At 53.1% G+C, this 15,341-nt stretch carries 19 protein-coding genes; 4 read left to right on the forward strand and 15 right to left on the reverse strand.

The features are described 5' to 3' along the window. Positions 1 to 74 precede the first annotated feature (74 nt). The 9 genes from ET33_RS08810 to ET33_RS08850 all read right to left on the reverse strand — a co-directional run bounded on the left by ET33_RS08810 (position 75) and on the right by ET33_RS08850 (position 7,955). Positions 75 to 533, reverse strand: a complete 459-nt coding sequence (locus tag ET33_RS08810; RefSeq protein ID WP_036679448.1) for an SRPBCC family protein — start codon at positions 531 to 533, stop codon at positions 75 to 77. Between the two features lie 256 nt (positions 534 to 789). Beyond that, positions 790 to 1,260 carry a hypothetical protein gene (locus ET33_RS08815; protein ID WP_036679914.1) on the reverse strand — a complete coding sequence of 157 codons (471 nt, stop codon included), beginning with the start codon at positions 1,258 to 1,260 and terminating at the stop codon, positions 790 to 792. Between the two features lie 78 nt (positions 1,261 to 1,338). After that, positions 1,339 to 2,346 carry an ABC transporter ATP-binding protein gene (locus tag ET33_RS08820; protein ID WP_081890254.1) on the reverse strand — a complete coding sequence of 336 codons (1,008 nt, stop codon included), beginning with the start codon at positions 2,344 to 2,346 and terminating at the stop codon, positions 1,339 to 1,341. Further along, the gene (locus ET33_RS08825; protein ID WP_051775195.1) at positions 2,343 to 3,377 is read right to left on the reverse strand and encodes an ABC transporter ATP-binding protein; all 1,035 of its coding nucleotides are present in this window, start codon (positions 3,375 to 3,377) and stop codon (positions 2,343 to 2,345) included. Before ET33_RS08825 ends, ET33_RS08820 begins: the two co-directional genes overlap by 4 nt. A 27-nt stretch (positions 3,378 to 3,404) precedes the next feature. After that, entirely contained in the window at positions 3,405 to 4,250 is an 846-nt protein-coding gene (locus tag ET33_RS08830) for an ABC transporter permease (RefSeq protein WP_036679451.1), read from the reverse strand. Positions 4,251 to 4,257: 7 nt separating this feature from the next. Next, entirely contained in the window at positions 4,258 to 5,208 is a 951-nt protein-coding gene (locus ET33_RS08835; RefSeq protein ID WP_152570609.1) for an ABC transporter permease, read from the reverse strand. Positions 5,209 to 5,263: 55 nt separating this feature from the next. Further along, complete coding sequence (locus ET33_RS08840; RefSeq protein WP_036679455.1) at positions 5,264 to 6,844, reverse strand: ABC transporter substrate-binding protein; 1,581 nt, start codon at positions 6,842 to 6,844, stop codon at positions 5,264 to 5,266. A 199-nt stretch (positions 6,845 to 7,043) separates the two neighbouring features. After that, entirely contained in the window at positions 7,044 to 7,508 is a 465-nt protein-coding gene (locus ET33_RS08845; RefSeq protein ID WP_036679458.1) for a MarR family winged helix-turn-helix transcriptional regulator, read from the reverse strand. A gap of 138 nt (positions 7,509 to 7,646) precedes the next feature. Beyond that, positions 7,647 to 7,955: a hypothetical protein gene (locus tag ET33_RS08850; protein ID WP_036679461.1), complete on the reverse strand. Its 309-nt coding sequence runs from the start codon at positions 7,953 to 7,955 to the stop codon at positions 7,647 to 7,649. Between the two features lie 201 nt (positions 7,956 to 8,156). Here ET33_RS08850 and ET33_RS08855 point away from each other — a divergent pair, with 201 nt between their 5' ends. Further along, positions 8,157 to 8,405 (forward strand): helix-turn-helix domain-containing protein, encoded by a 249-nt coding sequence (locus ET33_RS08855; RefSeq protein ID WP_036679464.1) that lies wholly within the window; start codon positions 8,157 to 8,159, stop codon positions 8,403 to 8,405. A gap of 360 nt (positions 8,406 to 8,765) precedes the next feature. Here ET33_RS08855 and ET33_RS08860 read toward each other — a convergent pair whose 3' ends face one another. The 3 genes from ET33_RS08860 to ET33_RS08870 form a co-directional block, all read right to left on the reverse strand. Beyond that, the gene (locus ET33_RS08860; RefSeq protein ID WP_036679468.1) at positions 8,766 to 9,323 is read right to left on the reverse strand and encodes a hypothetical protein; all 558 of its coding nucleotides are present in this window, start codon (positions 9,321 to 9,323) and stop codon (positions 8,766 to 8,768) included. 395 nt (positions 9,324 to 9,718) lie between these two features. Next, positions 9,719 to 10,081: a HesB/IscA family protein gene (locus ET33_RS08865; RefSeq protein ID WP_010493708.1), complete on the reverse strand. Its 363-nt coding sequence runs from the start codon at positions 10,079 to 10,081 to the stop codon at positions 9,719 to 9,721. An 83-nt stretch (positions 10,082 to 10,164) separates the two neighbouring features. After that, on the reverse strand, positions 10,165 to 10,350 hold the full coding sequence (locus ET33_RS08870) for an aspartyl-phosphate phosphatase Spo0E family protein (protein ID WP_036679471.1): 186 nt from the start codon (positions 10,348 to 10,350) through the stop codon (positions 10,165 to 10,167). Between the two features lie 437 nt (positions 10,351 to 10,787). On the opposite strand from ET33_RS08870, the gene mqnE reads away from it, so the two are divergent. Both mqnE and ET33_RS08880 read left to right on the forward strand, forming a co-directional pair. Beyond that, the gene (mqnE, locus tag ET33_RS08875) at positions 10,788 to 11,891 is read left to right on the forward strand and encodes an aminofutalosine synthase MqnE (protein ID WP_036679473.1); all 1,104 of its coding nucleotides are present in this window, start codon (positions 10,788 to 10,790) and stop codon (positions 11,889 to 11,891) included. Positions 11,892 to 11,922: 31 nt separating this feature from the next. After that, positions 11,923 to 12,987, forward strand: coding sequence for an NAD(P)/FAD-dependent oxidoreductase (locus tag ET33_RS08880; protein WP_036679475.1), 1,065 nt, complete (start codon positions 11,923 to 11,925; stop codon positions 12,985 to 12,987). Between the two features lie 3 nt (positions 12,988 to 12,990). Here the strand turns inward: ET33_RS08880 and ET33_RS08885 are convergent, their stop codons facing one another. After that, positions 12,991 to 13,248 carry a YuzB family protein gene (locus ET33_RS08885; protein WP_036679477.1) on the reverse strand — a complete coding sequence of 86 codons (258 nt, stop codon included), beginning with the start codon at positions 13,246 to 13,248 and terminating at the stop codon, positions 12,991 to 12,993. Positions 13,249 to 13,326: 78 nt separating this feature from the next. Here ET33_RS08885 and ET33_RS08890 point away from each other — a divergent pair, with 78 nt between their 5' ends. Further along, positions 13,327 to 13,575: a NifU family protein gene (locus ET33_RS08890; RefSeq protein ID WP_010493716.1), complete on the forward strand. Its 249-nt coding sequence runs from the start codon at positions 13,327 to 13,329 to the stop codon at positions 13,573 to 13,575. Between the two features lie 62 nt (positions 13,576 to 13,637). Here the strand turns inward: ET33_RS08890 and ET33_RS08895 are convergent, their stop codons facing one another. Together ET33_RS08895 and ET33_RS08900 are read right to left on the reverse strand one after the other, a co-directional pair. Beyond that, positions 13,638 to 14,456: an SDR family oxidoreductase gene (locus ET33_RS08895; protein ID WP_036679480.1), complete on the reverse strand. Its 819-nt coding sequence runs from the start codon at positions 14,454 to 14,456 to the stop codon at positions 13,638 to 13,640. An 87-nt stretch (positions 14,457 to 14,543) separates the two neighbouring features. Next, positions 14,544 to 15,239 carry a Cthe_2314 family HEPN domain-containing protein gene (locus ET33_RS08900; RefSeq protein WP_036679483.1) on the reverse strand — a complete coding sequence of 232 codons (696 nt, stop codon included), beginning with the start codon at positions 15,237 to 15,239 and terminating at the stop codon, positions 14,544 to 14,546. Positions 15,240 to 15,341 lie beyond the last annotated feature (102 nt).

Below are 15,341 nucleotides of genomic sequence, written 5' to 3' on the forward strand. Positions count from 1 at the left end.
GGCAAACCATCGACAACGGCAAAAAAAGCGGACACCTTGTACAGGAACGTCCGCTTTTGGCATGGGTCCGGCATTCATCCGGCTTGCTTCTCCGCCAGCTGTTTAATGTAGAGATTTCGTTTCAGCAAAAAATTTCTCATGTACGATTCCAGAAACATTCGGTCCGCCACCTTGCCAAAAGGCCCTAGCGGCGACGTGTAATCAAATTCGTCAATCATCAACGTTCCCGAATCGACGGCGCAAAACTCATGCGTATGCCGAAACCGCTTGAACGCGCCCCGGACCATCTCGTCCACAAAATAAAAAGGCGACTCAAATTCCGTTATTGTTGCGGTCAGCCGCTGCTTGATGCCAAAATGGACGGCCTCCCACGTTACCGTCTGCCCCAGCTCGATCAACCCGCTCATGACTCCGCCGACCGCTCTTTCCTTCGTTTGCGAAGTCGATTGGGCATGAACATCGATGCTTCGCGCCAGATCGAAGCAGGTTTCAATCGGCGCTTCTATGTACAATTCGGATCTGATTACCGGCATATTCGTCCTCCTCTCCAAATTGAACGAAGCGCTGCGTCTTCCACGCCTCCCGGTAACAAACACCTGTTCTGATATTACTACAAAATGGTTATTTGAGCAACGAAACCGTAGTTTCTAAGCACCAAGAGCCTGATGTGTTGTAATCGCATTCAAGGTTTCAGTGAAAGCCAAAAAGCGCCCGAAACTCACGAAACCCGCGAGTTCAGGCGCTTTTCAACGGCAGAGCATAAGAGCGGACCTGCAAGGTAGCCCGCTCCTACTCGCCCTTCTCATACAGCGAGCGGATAACCAGCCTAAGCGTCCGTACGGACTTGGCCGCCGAGTCGGCAGCTTCCTCCAAGATGACCCAATTCGGCGCTAGCGTCGAACGCAGAAGCTCGACTTCCGCGACTTGCAGCTTGAGTCCGTTTACCCGGCCGTGCTCGGGCACCTCGTAATCGACGTCCGCTTCGAACCCGAAGCGGTGCTGGAGCCACAGTTGCACCCCGCCGGGGGTATTGAACTTCATCCGGTAGCCGCTGCGAATGGCTTCCTCCAGTGCCTCCCCATGCTGATCGGCGTAGGCATAAAACTCATCATAGCTGTACCATTCGCCGACCGCAGGCTGCAAAACAGCCGTATCCCCTGCCGCAAGCCCGGCGAGCATCGACTCGTCCGTAATGCCGAACCGGCGCGCCCTCTCCAGCAGAATGGCCGTATTTTGCGAAAGCTTTGCCGTTGTGCTCATGCTTCTGTACCCCTTTCCAATGATCTGATGTTTTGCCCAATTGCTTTTCCGTCCGGCTTCCAGCAAGCACTTAAAATCTCATCCTTCGTGCAAATGGCATGCCGCATAATGCCCCGGCGCGATCTCCTTCAAGGCCGGTTCCTCCGCGGCGCAGCGCCCGTTGGCAAACGGACAGCGTGAACGAAACCTGCAGCCTGCGATTTCCTCCAGCGGGCTCGGCAGCTCGCCTTGCAGCAGCTCGCTATCCGCGTTCGCCACCTTAGGGTCCGGCACCGGAATCGCCGCAAGCAGTGCCTGCGTATACGGGTGCGCCGGACGCAGGTACAACTCGTCGCTGGGAGCGACCTCCACCAGCTTACCCAAATACATAACGCCGATCCGGTTCGAGATATGCCGCACCATGGACAGATCGTGCGCGATGAACAGATACGTCAAGCCGAACTCGCCCTGCAGGTCCTCCAGCATGTTGACGACCTGCGCCTGCACCGAAACGTCAAGCGCCGAGATCGGCTCGTCGCATAGGACGAACTCGGGGCGGGGAGCGAGCGCCCGCGCGATGCTGATCCGCTGCCGCTGGCCGCCGCTGAATTCATGCGGATACCGGTCCGCATGCTCGCGCTTCAGCCCGACCTTGCCGAGCAGCTCAAGCACAACCTCCCGCCGCTCCGCACGGCTGTAGGCGGTATGAATTTCCAGCGGCTCGCTAATTAGCTGAAGCACGGTCATCCCCGGATTGAGCGAGGAATACGGGTCTTGGAAAATCGCCTGCATCCGCCTGCGGTAAGGTCTCAGCTGCTTCTCGCTCATCGCCGCCATATTTTGACCTTCGTACCGGATTTCGCCCGCGGTCACATCGTACAGCCGGATGACGCTGCGTCCCGTCGTCGATTTGCCGCAGCCGGACTCGCCGACGAGTCCGAACGTTTCGCCGCGGTAAATCTGAAAGCTGATATCATCCACCGCCTTCATGTGCCGCGTCGTCCGGCCGAACAGCGAGCGCTCCGCCGGGAAATACTTTTTCAGGCCGCGCACGTCGATTAATACATCTTGGCCGGCCGGATGAATACGGTTGCCATTGCCGCTCATAGCGTTTCCCCTCCCTGCTGCGATGCCGTCGAGCTCACTGAAGTCAGCGGCTGGGACGGATAGCCTTGACCGTCCTGCAGCCAGCATAACGAGCGGTGGCCCGGCTTCGACTCGAAGTAAGGCGGCAGCTCGCCGCATTTGTCCGTGGCGTGCGGGCAGCGCTCCTGAAACGGGCAACCTTGGGGCGGGTGCAGCAGATTGGGCGGCGAGCCTTCGATGGATACAAGCCGTTCCCGCTTCCCTTCGGTCACACGGGGAATCGACCGGAGCAGCCCCTGCGTGTACGGATGCTGCGGCGCTTCGAAAATGTCGCCCACCGCGCCCTCCTCCATCACCAGCCCCCCGTACATCACCACGACGCGCGTGCATACTTGAGCGACGACGCCAAGATCGTGCGTAATCAGCACGACGGAGGTGTTGGTCGTCCCGCACAGCCGTTTCATCAGCTTCAAGATTTGCGCTTGAATCGTCACATCCAACGCCGTCGTTGGCTCGTCGGCGATAAGGAGCTCCGGCTCGCAGGACAGCGCCATCGCAATCATGACCCGCTGCCGCATCCCGCCGCTGAATTCGTGCGGATACTGGTCAATCCGTTTCTCCGGCGACGGGATACCGACCTCGCGCAGCCACTCGATGGCGAGGTGGCGCGCTTCGGCCCGCCCAACGTTCCGGTGGCGGCGAATGACCTCGGTTAGCTGCGTCCCGATCTTGAGCACGGGATTCAAAGCCGTCATCGGGTCCTGAAAAATCATCGCGATCCGCTTCCCTCGCGCCGCTCTCAGCTTAGGCTCCGGGAGCCGGAGCACGTCCTCGCCGCGCAGCAGCACCTGACCGCCGACAATTTTGCCCGGCGGCGGAACGAGGCCGAGCAGCGACTTCGCCGCAACGCTCTTGCCGCTGCCCGATTCGCCGACGATGCCGACCATCTCGCCCTCGCCGACGCCGAAGCTGACGCCGCGGACCGACCGCACCTCCCCGTCGCGGGTAAAGAACGACGTATGCAAATCGCGAACTTCCAATACTTGTGCCATATCGCTTCACTCCGTTGCTTTCACGAATTATCGCCGGCCGACTTTCGGCTCGAATGCGGCGCGCAGCACGTCGCCCAAGAAATTAAAGCTGAGCACGGTCGTTAAAATGAACAGCCCCGGAAACAACGCTAATGTCGGCTGCTCTCCGATGTACCCTTTTGCATTGTTCAGCATGCTGCCCCAAGACGAATCCGGCGGCCGGACGCCGAGCCCCAGGAAGCTGAGCGACGATTCCATCATAATAATGCCCGCGATATTGACCGATGCCGCCACAATCACCGTAGGAATGACGCTCGGAATAATATGCTTTGTCAGGATGCGGAAATTGCTTTGTCCCGATACCCGGGCGTACAGCACGTACTCCCGTTCTTTGACGGATATCGTCTCCGCTCGCACAATGCGCGCAATATACAGCCAGCTCAGCAGCCCGATGATCAGTATCATCGTCAGAATGCTCGGCTTTAGGTAGGCATTCAGCACGAGTATCAGGAAAAAGGAAGGCACCGACAGCAGCACATCGATCAGCCGCATCAGAAGCTGATCCAGCCTGCCGCCGAAATAACCGCTGACCGTACCAACAAATGTGCCGACCACGACCGAAATAATCATACTGATAAAGCCGATGCTCAGAGAAATACGTCCCCCATATAACACGCGGGCAAAATAATCGCGCCCGTTATCGTCCGTGCCGAACCAATGTGCGCCGCTGGGCGGAAGCAGACGCTCGGTGATGTTGATGGCGTTCGGATCGTAGGGAACGAGAAACGCAAACGCCGAAGCCAGCGCGTACACCGCCAGCAGGACAAGCGCAGCCAGCCCCGCCTTTTGCTCGACCAATTGCAGACGCAGCATGCGCCATCTCATGCGGTTCATTTTAGCTTCACCTCATTGCCTTAATTCGGGGATCGACCAAGCCGTATAGCAGATCGGCTGCCAAGTTGCCGACGATCAGCAGGAACGAAGACAGCATCGTAATGCTCATGATCAGCGGATAATCGAGCCCGAATACGGCATTGACGCCGAGCGACCCCATTCCCGGCCAGGAAAAGATGCTTTCCACGAGGAAGGAGCCCGCCAACAGCTCGGGAAGCGACAATCCCATGATCGTAATGACCGGCAGCAGCACATTGCGCAGGACGTGGCGAAAAAGCACCGTACGCCGGTTGGAGCCGTACGCATATTGAATCTGCACGTAATCCTCTTCAAGCTGGCTGATCGTACTGGAGCGGATATAACGCATGTACACGGAAATGTGCGTGGCACAAAGCACCATGCACGGCATCATCCCGTGCTTGACGATGTCCCAGACCGAATTCACGCCGATCGTCCGCATCCCCATGCTCGGAAGCCAGTGCAGCTTCACGGAAAACAGGTAGATCAAAAGCATCGCGAACCATAAGCCGGGGAGCGAAATCCCGATATACGCGGTCAAGCTCAGCATGCGGTCGACGAAACGGTTTTTGTACAGCGCCGAGATCAGACCGAGCAGCGTCGCAAAAATCAGCGACAGCACCGTGGCCGAGCCCATCAGCCCGATCGTGGCTGGCAAACGTTCGGCAATCAAGGTCAGCACCGGGCGGTGATTGTTCAGCGAATAGCCGAAGTCGCCTTTCAGCAGATGCAGCAGCCAGTAGACGTATTGCATATACAGAGGTTCGTCCAGCCCCATGCTGTGCCGGATTCGCGCGACGTCGTCCGGGCTCATGTTGGGCGTGACGAACGACATCACCGGGTCCCCGGGGGATAACCTAAGCAGAACGAAACAAAGGATGGAAATAAAAAACAACAACAGAATCATTTGCAGAATGCGTCGGATTGCATGCGTTTTCAAAGTCGGAATTCCCCCTGAGCGACGCCGGCTGGACATTACCGCGCAGACAGGCGTGTTACTTCATGTAAATTTTCGTAAAATCATCGAACAGCACCACTTGCTTCGGCACCGCTTCCTGCAGCCCGCCGAATCTTTTATCGACCGCAATGATCGATTTGCCGTAGGCGATCGGATACGTCGTCACGTCGTCTGCCGCCATTTCCTGAATCCGCTTGTATAAATCCGCTCGTTTATTCGCATCCGTTTCGACCGCCGCTTTGATCCACAGCTTGTCAAACTCGTCGTTCTTGTAGTGCGAATAGTTGTAAGGCGCGTTGCCGAGATAAATCGCTTTGTAGGCATCCGGCTCGTAGCCCATGCTGTAGCCGCCGAAGGACAGATCGTAATCCGCATTGTCCTTGTTCAGCGCCTTCTTGCCGAGCGTAGCCCCGTCGAGCGGGATCAATTCGACTTGAACGCCGATTTCCTTCAGCTTTTGTTGAAGGTACAGGGACATATTGCCTTCCGCCTTGCTCGCATTGTAGTAAGCAAAACGGATTTTCAGATTGTCCGCGCCGGCGGTTTTGAGCAGTTCCTTCGCTTTGGCCTGATCGTATTCGTACGTTTTGAGCTCTTTCTTCTGGTACAGCGTATCCGGGGAGAAAATCGACGCGGCCGGCTCGGCAAAATCAACCGAGGAAAATCCCATCGTAATCAGCTCTTTCTTATCGATCGCATGGGCGATGGCCTGGCGCACTTCCCTCCTCTTCATCACATCGATATTCGTATTGAATACCATCGTCGTGACCCCGCCGGACGGGAACATGAGCAGCTCGGACTTGCCGGTATCCTTCACCTTGTTGTAATCCTGCGGCTCTACCAGCATCATGTTGATCTCGCCGTTTTGCAGGGCGAGTATCGCCGCGTTGCTATCTTTCGCCACACGGTACGTGATCGAGTCGAGCTTCGCCTTGTCGCCGAAATACTTGTCATTACGCTCCACAATCACGTACTCGCCCGAGCGGTATTCCTTGAATTTGAACGGGCCGGAGCCAACCGGGCTGTGGTTCTTCGCGCTTTTCTCCATATCCGCTTCGCCTTCGAAGATGTGCTTCGGAATCGGCGAAATCTGCACAAGGGCCCCTTCGAACGAAGCCGATGCTTGAGGGAGCACAATCTCCACAGTGAGCTCGTCCAGCTTGTTTACTTGCACCGGCTTGCCGTCCAGCACGAACAAGCTCCGAAAATAGCTGTGCTGCTTCTCGTCCAGGATGCTGTTGAGCGTGAAAACTACGTCGTCCGCCGTCAGCTTCTGGCCGTCATGCCAGGTTAAGCCGCTGCGCAGCTTGAGCGTGTATTTCGTCAGATCGGCCGAAGGCGTCAAGCTTTCCGCAAGCACGAACGTTTTCTTGCCATCATTGATCGTGAACAGCGGCGAAAACAGCGCTTTGCCGATGGTTAGCGACATCCGGTCGCCGGCGTAGATCGGATTGAACGTTTTCGGATCGTCCTTGATGGCGACGATCAGGTTGCCGCCTGCTTTTGCGGCGGACGTATTCGTTGAGCCCTCGTTCGCTTCCGGCTCCGAGTTGCATGCGCTTACGATCAATCCCAAAGCGATGACGAGCGCGGTCAGGAAGCTCCGTTTCTTTTTCATCCGTAAACCCCCTATTTCAATAATAAACACGCAATGGATGCCGCTAGCCGTCCAGTAGGCACTTCGGGTCAAACTTCGAAATTCACATAAGATTACTTGGTTAAAGAATACAAAAAGACCGCTTCGTAACGGGCACAAAACGATGCGCCCGCACGTCACGCCGAATCTTACAGCTTTTTAGGCTCCGTTGCGGAGAGTCTCATGTTTGCTGGGAGTTTGCTTTATCCTTCAATACGTTCTCCAGCAATTCGTTCAGCTTCGTCAGACCATGCACAATATCTTTCAAATCGTCTTCCGACGCGTTCCTCACGAACAGCTCCTGGAAGTCTTTCACGTTCCCGAGAATTTCCTGCATCTTATCCCGGGCCGTATCGGTCAATTGAATCTTAACCACCCGCTGGTCTTCCTTCGTCCTTACGCGCTCGATCATATCCATCGTCTCAAGCCGCGAGCACACCGCCGATACGTTGCTGTCCACCATATTGAGCCGCGCCCCGATATCGCCCACCCGGGTCGGACCTTCATGATGCAGCAGCAGCAAAATGTTGATCGACGGGCCGGTCAAATTGTGCGGAGAGTAATGCTGGTTCACGATCTTCGAATGCTTGGTGTCAATGACCCGCAGCAGCTCCCCAATCATGATACAGTAGTCGATTAAACTCATTGCGTACCCCTCACTGAATAATTTATTTATCGCGATAAATATTATTAAAATAAATATTATAACGATAAGGACAAGCCGTCAATCTTTTTCCTGTTTTACATGACAAAACCATTTATAGTGCCAAAAGAGAGTCCATCTTCAACGAATTAGGCTCAGTTTATCTGCATCATGGAGCACGTGAAAATTCAGAAGTTCGTAAGCTGTCATGGCATGGAGTTTCTCGTGCAGGTCGAAAATAGCGATATCTCCTTTATGCGTCTTGCCTAAAATTAATCTGGCACCGCATTCCACGTAAATTCGATGATTTTGTGTCCGGGAAGCCATGGTATAATGAACAATATGGTTTGATATAAAAAATGCGTGCGATTCGTCCGGCGTCAAATAAGCGTCTGTAAGTTCAAAATCATTTTCGCCTGCTTCGAGAACAAGGGTTACCCTCTTCAACATGTTCTGCCACTCCTTTTTGTTTTAAATGTGTTCGTTCCGCAGAAGTACTAAAGCTGAAGCTGCAAAAAATGAACTTTAGTCAATTGACCGTTAAACGTTCATATCACCACTATAACAATTGATCGTTAAACGGTCAATAGATTGCTTATTATCTTTTTGCTATATTTATTTTAAGTGGATTGCGAATAGGAGATTATTGATATGGATATGAACGATGTGAGATTACACTGTCATCTTGGTGAAATTATAAAGAAGAAAAACATCTCGGCGCTTAAACTCTCAACCGAAATTAATTATCGCCGATCGACAATTAATGACTTGATTAATAATGTCGATATGGAAAATAAACGAATTCCCGCAGAACTTATAGCCAAACTGTGCGCATATTTTAACATCACTCCAAATGAACTTTTTAGCGTAATACCCAAAGACGGCAGCCGATCGGAATAAGGGAGTTAGCCTCTAACCCGACAAGCTGCCGTCTTAATTTGTTTCTTAAATTGCGTTAAGGGCATAAGTGATTGCAACGTTGTTACTCCATCCCCTTCCCCTAATATTCGATCCCAAATGAATTAAAATAGTTCTTTCCACGGTAAAATAAGACTTAATAAGTAACGCCACCCGAACGGATAATTCCGCTTGAGTGGCATTTTTGTGTAACGTTATGTTGACCTCTTTAGATCTTCTTTGACTTCGTTGCGTGTCCCCCGCCTTTATCCTCACAAGGCTGCGCCAGCGCTTCTTCCTCCGCCTTCGTGCGGAAGCTGGAGCCGCAGCCGCATGTGGCTACTGCGGCACCTTAAATCCTATTTATTTCTTCTTCAACGCCTGTACATCATCTCTAAAAGCTTCACTATACTGCTCGAATAATCCCGTATTAAACTTATAACTCTTGTCATTGGCTTGGGGCTTATTTTCCTTAAGCTGTTTGTACAAGTTATCGGTTTCACTCGATAGTTTAGTCCATACTTGCTTCACATTATCATACTTCGCATCCAATCCCTTTATATAAGCATCATATTCCGCTTTCTTCTCCATCGCTTTACCAAGTCGGTCAATGGTGAAATCTATGTCTAACTCCTTGCCTGTGCTGCTAGTACCCCTACTTTTGTACGAACCGATGTTTACGAATCCTTCGTTCCAAACAGACACGGTTATAAAGTTGCTAATCTCAACTAGTTTTGACTCCACTGTAGGCTCTTCCTTTTTAGTAGAAGCATCCGCCTTATTAGCAGAGTTCGCAATCGATTTCTGAATGGCCTCAGCCAGCTTTTCCTCATCGGTTTTTTCTTTTGCACATCCGGAACTGACGAACAGCAATACAACGGCCATTCCAATCAAAAAACCAATTTTGTTGCGATTAAACATCTCAATACTCTCCTCTTTTACACATGTTGATTTCCTTTAATATCAGTTACCTCCATATATATCGGATTTTTTAACAAAATTTTGAAGGATTTTTTATGAAGGAAATGATCTTTTAATCATTAAAAACACTGCCCGGCTGCCGACAGCTCCGAGCAGCACACTTTTTTGTATGTACTACATACATGTTTTTGAGCATCAAAACAAAAACCTCCCAACGTTGTATTCCGAAGAATAACGTCGGGAGGTACATAGTCCACAACCCATAAATGAAAAAATTCGGGTTGTTATCGTTCATTTCACACGGTTGATATTACGCTACTTTTTCGATACAATCCGCAACCCACCGCCTCGGCTCACACCAAAAACAGACGTTCAGGTCACCGTAATGCACTCACTCAATCCTCGCAAGGCTGCGCCAACGCTTCTTCCTCCGGCTTCGTGCGGAAGCTAGAGCCGCAGCCGCAGGTGGCTACCGCGTTCGGGTTATGAATGCTAAATCCGCCGCCGATGCCGGTGTCTTGGAAATCGATCTCCACGCCGTACAAATATTTGGCGCTCTCTTCGTCCACGACGACCTTCAGGCCGTGAATGTCCATGACTTTGTCGCCTTCCTGCTCGTTGTCGTCAAAGCCCATCCCATAGGAAAAGCCGCTGCAGCCGCCTTCCTTGACGCCCACGCGCAGGAACAGGTTCGGAGCTTCCTCCGCCGCAAGCATTTCTTTAATTTTATCGCAAGCCGTTTCGCTAATTTTAATCATATCGCCATGCCTCCCTTACCTGCTCGAAAATGTACTTCTATATAGAAGTATACTCCTTCCGGCCTCGGTCCTCAAGGGCTGCCTCATTTGCGGTTGTCCGTTTTATCGGCTTCATAATAACGAAGCAGCAATTGATCCAATTGTCTGCTGCAGTGCTGCACTTCCGGATGCATGAACCCGAGCTGATTGCCCAAACTTACCATCTGCTCACGCATGTCTTCGATTTCTTCGGAAATGGAGGCCTGCTCATCGAGAGCTGGAGTAAGCAACTTGGCACCGTCCTACCCAATGTTATTTCAATCTAACAGTATACTAAACTCCCCTGCCCATGAAAATAGGAACTAAACCCTATCTTGCTTAAAATTACAACAGGAATATAGTTTTAACGATTCATGTATTGCCCCTCTCCGGCAGTAGGTTTATAATAAGGAGTATTGTTTATCACACATGTCATTCGAGAGAAACACATTGTCGGTCTGTCCAAGCGCTCAAGCGAAGCTTCGTATTTCATGGAATACGTCCAAGCTTCGCCTACCTGTGTGTCCTTGGCCGGCTGACCATGTGCAAGCTTTCACAGCTTCCGCCGGTTCATCTGCAGCAGACTGTGAAAGGCACGATTCCCTGTATCGTTGTACAACTTCATCGACAGAGCGTCCCGTCAGTGGAAACCAGGGGCGCCTGACCCATTTACGGAGGTGGCTAAACCATGAGTATGATCATCAACAGCCAGGAAAGGCGCATGGCCGAAATCGCCGAAAAAGTGGAGCACGGAGAGCGTTTGACCCTGGAAGACGGCGTTTTTCTGTACGAAACGGACGATTTATTAACCATCGGACAATTAGCAAACCAAGTGAACCTGAAGAAGAACGGCAAAAAAGTGTATTTCGTCGACAACATGAGCTTGTACTTCACCAATGTTTGCGAGGAGCACTGCGCGTTCTGCCATTTCCGCCGCGACGAGGGCGAGGACGGCGCGTACACCCTGACGGCCGAGCAAATGTTCGATTACATCGACAAGCATTACCACTCGGACATGCGGGAGTTCCACATTACGGGCGGCCACAATCCGAACGTGCCGTTCCAATATTATGTCGACTGTATCAAGGGGCTGAAGCAGCGTTATCCGAATGTGACCATCAAGGCGCACACGGCGGCGGAAATTGAGTTTTTTTCCCGGCTCAGCGGGTTAAGCTATAAAGAAGTGCTGCAAACGCTGATGGATGCCGGACTCGGCACGATGCCGGGCGGGGGCGCGGAGATTTTGTCCGAGCGTTACCGCAAAAAAATGCACTTGGTCGACAAAGCATCCACCGAAGCTTGGCTCGAAGTGCATCGCACCGCGCATCAGCTCGGCATGAAAACACACGCCACCATGCTGTTCGGCTCCATCGAGACGTTCGAAGAACGGATCCGGCATATGATGTACCTGCGCGAGCTGCAGGACGAAACCGGCGGCTTCATGGTCTTTATACCGAACTCGGTTCAGCCGGCTAGCGTCAACGCAAGCATTAAGCGCCGGGTATCGGCGTTCGACAATCTGAAGACGATTGCGATCAGCCGTCTGATGCTGGACAACATTCAGCATGTCAAAGCTTATTTCATCAATCTCGGTACGCAGCTTACGCAAATTGCCCTGACGTTCGGCGCTTCGGACGCCCACGGCACGATTATCCAGGAACGCATCAGCCATGCCGCTGGAGCGACCTCGCCGGAAGGCATGACACGGGACGAACTGGTTTGGCTCATCCAAGGAGCCGGCCGCATTGCTGTCGAGCGCGATACTTTCTATAACGAGATCAAGGTCTACTAATTAAGTCATAAGAGAAAGGGTTAACCGTTGTATGAAAAAACTTGTCATTTTGGGCGGAGGCTACGGTGGACTGACGGTAGCGAAAGAATTGCTGGAAGGAGACATCCCGGCCGATACGGTGATGATCATGGTCGACCGGATGCCTTATCAGGGACTGAAGACAGAATATTACGCGCTTGCTGCCGGAACGGTGTCCGAACAAGAAGTCCGGGTGCATTTTCCGGTAGATCCGAGATTGATTCTGAAATACGGCGAAGTCACGGCTGTCGATCCCGAGCAGAAGGTGATCCGTTTCGCGAACGACGAACCGTTGACTTACGACTGGCTGGTCATCGCGCTCGGATGCGTGGACAAATACCATAACATTCCCGGGGCGGAGGAATTCTCGAACAGCATTCAGTCGTTATCGGCCACCCGCAAAACGTATCAGGCTTCCAATGATGCGGCTCCTTACGGTCAGATTACCATTGTCGGAGGCGGTCTTAGCGGCGTAGAAATGGCGGCGGAGCTGCGCGAGAGCCGGCCGGACCTGAACATCCGCATCCTGGACCGCGGCGCCAGCGTCCTATCTCCGTTCCCGGAAAGGCTGCAGCGGTATGTGCGCGAGTGGATGCTTGAGCACGACATCGAACTGCGTTCGCACGTATCGTTGAGCCGTTTGGAAAGTGGTCTGCTGTATAATCAGCAGGAAATCATTCAGACCGACATTACCATCTGGACTGCCGGCATTCAGCCCAGCCCGATCGTACAGAACTTGAATCTGCCCAAGGACAATCAAGGACGGTTAACGATTAACGAATACCACCAGCTGCCAGATTACAATGAAATTTACATCGTCGGCGACTGTGCGGCCCTGCCCTTCTCCCCGAGCGGACAAGCGGCAGAAGCGCAAGGCAAGCAAGTGGCGGAAGTCCTGCAAGCCGTATGGAAAAACGAAACTCCCCGGCTCGGTAAAATCAAGCTCAAGGGAGTTCTCGGATCGCTCGGCAAAAAAGCCGGCTTCGGCCTGATGGGCAAGCGGACGGTCATGCTCGGCATGGTGCCCCGCGCCTTGAAGAGCGGCGTGCTTTGGATGTCCAAGCGCCATCTGGGGTAAACTTTATTCGTCTTGGAAGAGATCGAGCATAGCCTCGATCTCTTTTATTTTAAGCTGAATGGCCGCCTCCAGCTCCTCTGCGGTGGCTGCCGCTACGATCTCGCCGTTCACCAGCGCGAACGGAGCCAGATAGCATTCGCCGCAGTTGCCGAGACATCCGTACTCGATCACGTCGTATTCCGGATTTTGCTCCAGTTGCTGCATCAGTTTGGCTGTCCCGTGGTGCATATTATTCGTACAAAATTCAATGATCGGTCTCATCGCACTTTCGCCTGCCTTACAGCCATTTTAATTTTCGATTGATTGTACTATAATAAAATAAGAAGGGAGATGATGCAAATGAGCGAGAACACTCAGCAAAGCACCATGTACGACGAGGTTCTTGAAGTTCTAGATAAGCTGCGCCCGTTCCTGCAACGCGACGGCGGCGACGTAGAGCTGGTTGACGTTGAAGACGGCATCGTTAAACTGCGTTTGATGGGCGCTTGCGGCAGCTGCCCGAGCTCGACCATCACGCTGAAAGCCGGTATCGAGCGCGCGCTGCTTGAAGAAGTGGAAGGCGTACAAGAGGTAATGCAAGTATTCTAATGCATTGACCGGCCAAGTTTCTGCGAAAAAACAGCCCCGAGCCCGCATGCTCCATGCGCCGCTCAGGGCTGTTTTTTTGTGCCGCTTGCGGCCGTTTGCACGGACCCGCTGCCAATCATGGCGCGTATCGGGTCCAGTCCTCCGGACACGTCCATAATGTTGCCGGTAATGAAATCCGAGCGCTCTTCGCATAAAAAGGCGATGACCCGGGCGATGTCTTCTCCCGTTCCGGGACGTCCGCGCGGAGATTCGTCATCCTGCAGATGCTCCACCTCGCCGATGGTCCGCTCTTTATTCGCGCCGCGAATGTCTCCCGGACAAATCATGTTGACCGTAATTCCTTCCGACGCTTCTTCCACGGCCAACGTTTTCGTGAAGGAGACGAGACCGACTTTGGCCGCCGCATAGGCTGCCCGGTGCGGCCACCCCCGCGCCTCCGCCGCATGGCCGAAGCCGAAATGAATAATCCGGCCCCACTGCTTCCGGCGCATCATCGGAATAACCAGATGATCCAAATGCATCACGCCGAGCAGATTACCCTGCATCAGCTCGTTGATTTCTCCAAGTTCATACTCCATGAACAGCCGGCGTTCGCGGATGAACGGACCGGCGTTGTTGATCAAAATATCGATCGATCCAAAATGACGAGTCGCTTCCTGTACGAGCCTTTCCCTGTCCTCGGGAACGGATACGCTTCCCTGAACCGCCTCGCAGCGGACGCCCTTGCGGCGTATCGCCTCGCGCAGCTCGAACGCTTCCTTCTCGCTGTGCACGTAATTCAGCACAATATCGGTTCCCCGTTCGGCAAGCAGGAGCGCGGTCATTTTACCAAGACCTTTGGCGCTTCCCGTAATGAGGGCGGTTTTCCGCTGCCCTTCCATGCTCCCACCTCCCGATTCTTGTTCGTTCCCGTTTAATACAAAGTATAGTGCAAGCCGAAGAGCGATTCAACTTAAAGCCACCTCGGATCACCGGACAAGATAACGAAATACGGTCGTCACCGAACGGAAGGCCATATCGCAGCCTTGTTCGAGATCAGCCAAATTTCCGCGGACATTCTCTGTATCGGAACGCAGCCGTTCCCCGTATTTCGCTTCCTCCGCCTTCATCAAATCGTCCAGCAGATCGGCGTTAATCGTATGGATTTCCATGTTGCGCTGATTGCGCAAACGCGTGAGCGGCTCTTTGTAGCTCGTTTTTAGCTCGTAGAGCTTCGCCTCCAAATCCGTAAACAGCTTGTGCTGATGCATATTGCGAAGAACGGTGAAATACGAGAACCGCGATTTGATCTTTTCCGTCTTCAAAGCAAAACGTTCGTTCATGAAATGCCCCAGCTTATCCAGCACGGCGAACAGACGAATTAATGCGTTGTTATAATAATATAAATGGCGGTAGTAATCGTCCAGCTCCTCGCGCTCCATCCGGTCGATAAACGTCGTCTTCACCCGCTCCCCGTAGCGGACGGCCGCGTACTGGCTTTGCTCCATTTCGTCCAATGCCCGCAGAAAGCTTTGGCACCAGATCGCATAACGGCGCTCCTGCGGAGTCGGAGCCGCTCCCTTCTTCCGGATGACGGTCCGCAAATATCCGCGGATCGCCTCGTTGGCCTCAAGCAGCAGCCCGGTATCCTGCCTGCGCGGCTCGCCAAAAATCGCTCTTAACATAGGTGTCCCCACTCCATCCCGTTGTCCCATTCAGTATACCCGATCCCGTTTTGCAAAAACAATCGCATCTGCAAAAAAACGACAGCGGCGCATGGCCCTGGG

Source organism: Paenibacillus tyrphae, from assembly GCF_000722545.1.
Taxonomy (GTDB): Bacteria; Bacillota; Bacilli; order Paenibacillales; family NBRC-103111; genus Paenibacillus_G; species Paenibacillus_G tyrfis.